The sequence below is a fragment of the Streptomyces sp. SID14436 genome, assembly GCF_010548465.1.
Classification (GTDB): domain Bacteria; phylum Actinomycetota; class Actinomycetes; order Streptomycetales; family Streptomycetaceae; genus Streptomyces.
Genome location: NZ_JAAGMD010000799.1, coordinates 1 through 2,047 on the forward strand (window position 1 = coordinate 1; position 2,047 = coordinate 2,047).

The 2,047-nt window shown below is 76.3% G+C and carries 3 protein-coding genes; all 3 read left to right on the forward strand.

All coding sequences use genetic code 11. From position 1 onward, the window contains the following. The coding region (locus G3I53_RS29120; RefSeq protein ID WP_164438942.1) for a glycosyltransferase family 9 protein at positions 1-435 on the forward strand (435 nt) is incomplete at its 5' end. Then, positions 432-1,382, forward strand: a complete 951-nt coding sequence (locus G3I53_RS29125; RefSeq protein WP_164332874.1) for a glycosyltransferase — start codon at positions 432-434, stop codon at positions 1,380-1,382. The genes G3I53_RS29120 and G3I53_RS29125, both read left to right, overlap by 4 nt. After that, the coding region (locus G3I53_RS29130; RefSeq protein WP_164438943.1) for a glycosyltransferase at positions 1,379-2,047 on the forward strand (669 nt) is incomplete at its 3' end. The genes G3I53_RS29125 and G3I53_RS29130, both read left to right, overlap by 4 nt.

The following is a 2,047-nucleotide window of genomic DNA, read 5'->3' on the forward strand; positions in this document are numbered from 1 at the left end:
AGCCCCGGACGGTGCGCGCAGGCGGTCGCCGAACTCACCGACGCCGGACACCGGGTGGTGGTGACCGGAGGCCCCGGCGAACGGGAGCTGACCGCCCGCGTCGCCGGTGACCGGGCCCTCGACCTCGGCGGCCGCACCGACGCCGCCGAACTCGCCGGAGTGCTCGCCCGGGCCGCCTGCGCGGTCACCGGCAACACCGGCCCCGCACACCTCGCCGCCGCCGTCGGCACCCCCGTGGTGTCCCTGTTCGCGCCGGTCGTCCCGGCCGGGCGCTGGCGGCCCTACGGCGTGCCCTGCGTGCTGCTCGGCGACCAGAACGCGCCGTGCGCCGGCACCCGGGCCCGCACCTGTCCCGTACCCGGCCACCCGTGTCTGGACGGCGTGACCGCGCTCGACGTCGTAGCCGCCGTCGGTAAGCTGGTGGAGGTGGCATGAGGATCCTGCTCTGGCACGTGCACGGGTCGTGGACCACGGCCTTCGTGCAGGGCCCCCACACCTACGTCGTCCCCGTCACCCCCGACCGCGGGCCAGACGGCCTCGGCCGCGCCCGCACCTTCGACTGGCCCGACTCGGTCGTCGAGATGCCCCCGGAACGGCTGCGGGACGCCGACATCGACGTCGTCGTCCTGCAACGCCCCCACGAACTCGCCCTGGTGGACGCCTGGCTGGGCCGCCGCCCGCCCATGATCTGGCTGGAGCACAACGCCCCGCACGGCGACGTGCCCGACACCCGGCACCCGGCCGCCGACGTGCCCGGCGTCACCCTCGTGCACGTCACCCACTTCAACCGGCTGATGTGGGACGCCGGCGCGACCCCCACCACCGTCGTCGAACACGGCATCGTCGACCCCGGCCCCCGGTGGACCGGCGAACTGCCCCGGGCCGCCGTCGTGGTCAACGAGCCGGTCCGGCGCGGCCGCACCACCGGCACCGACCTGCTGCCCGCGTTCGCCGACGCCGCGCCCCTCGACGTGTTCGGCATGGGCACCGAGGGCGTCGCCGCACACGCCGGACTGCCCGCCGACCGCTGCCGGGCCCACGAGCTGACCCAGCGCGACCTGCACGCGGAACTGGCCCGCCGCCGCGTCTACGTCCACCCCGTCCGCTGGACCTCCCTCGGACTGTCCCTGCTGGAGGCGATGCACCTCGCCATGCCGGTGGTCGCCCTCGCCACCACCGAGGTCACCGAGGCGGTCCCGCCCGGCGCCGGAGTGGTGTCCAACCGGATCGACGTACTGACCGACGCCGTACGGGAGTTCGTCGCCGACCCGCTGTACGCCCGCAGCGTGGGGGAGGGCGCCCGCGCGGCGGCCCTCGCCCGCTACGGGCTCCCCCGCTTCCTGGACGACTGGGAGCGGCTGCTGAAGGAGGTGGCCCGATGAGGATCGCCATGGTGTCCGAGCACGCGAGCCCGCTCGCCGCGCTCGGCGGCGTCGACGCCGGCGGCCAGAACGTGTACGTGGCCCGGCTCAGCGAGGAACTGGCCCGGCGCGGCCACCACGTCACCGTCTACACCCGCCGCGACGCGGTGACCCTGCCCGAACGGGTGCCGCTGCCCGGCGGTGCCGTCGTCGAACACGTGCCCGCGGGGCCGCCCCAGAGCGTGCCCAAGGACGAACTGCTGCCCCACATGGCCGCGTTCGGCGCCCACCTGGCCCGCGCCTGGGGCCGGGACCGGCCCGACGTGGTGCACGCCCACTTCTGGATGTCCGGCATGGCCTCCCAGCTCGGCGCCCGCCCGCACGGCATCCCCGTGGTGCAGACGTTCCACGCCCTCGGCACCGTCAAGCGCCGCCACCAGGCGTGGCGGGACACCAGCCCGCCCGCCCGCATCGGCATCGAACGGCAGCTCGCCGGCACCTGCGAACGCGTCCTCGCCACCTGCTCCGACGAGGTCGCCGAACTCGCCGCCATGGGCGTGCGGACCGCACGACGCGTGTCCGTGGTGCCCTGCGGCGTGGACGCCGGCCACTTCCGGCCCGGCGCCGCCGGCCCCGCCGTCCCGCCGCGGCGCGCACCGCACCGGCTGCTGGCCTGCGGCCGGCTG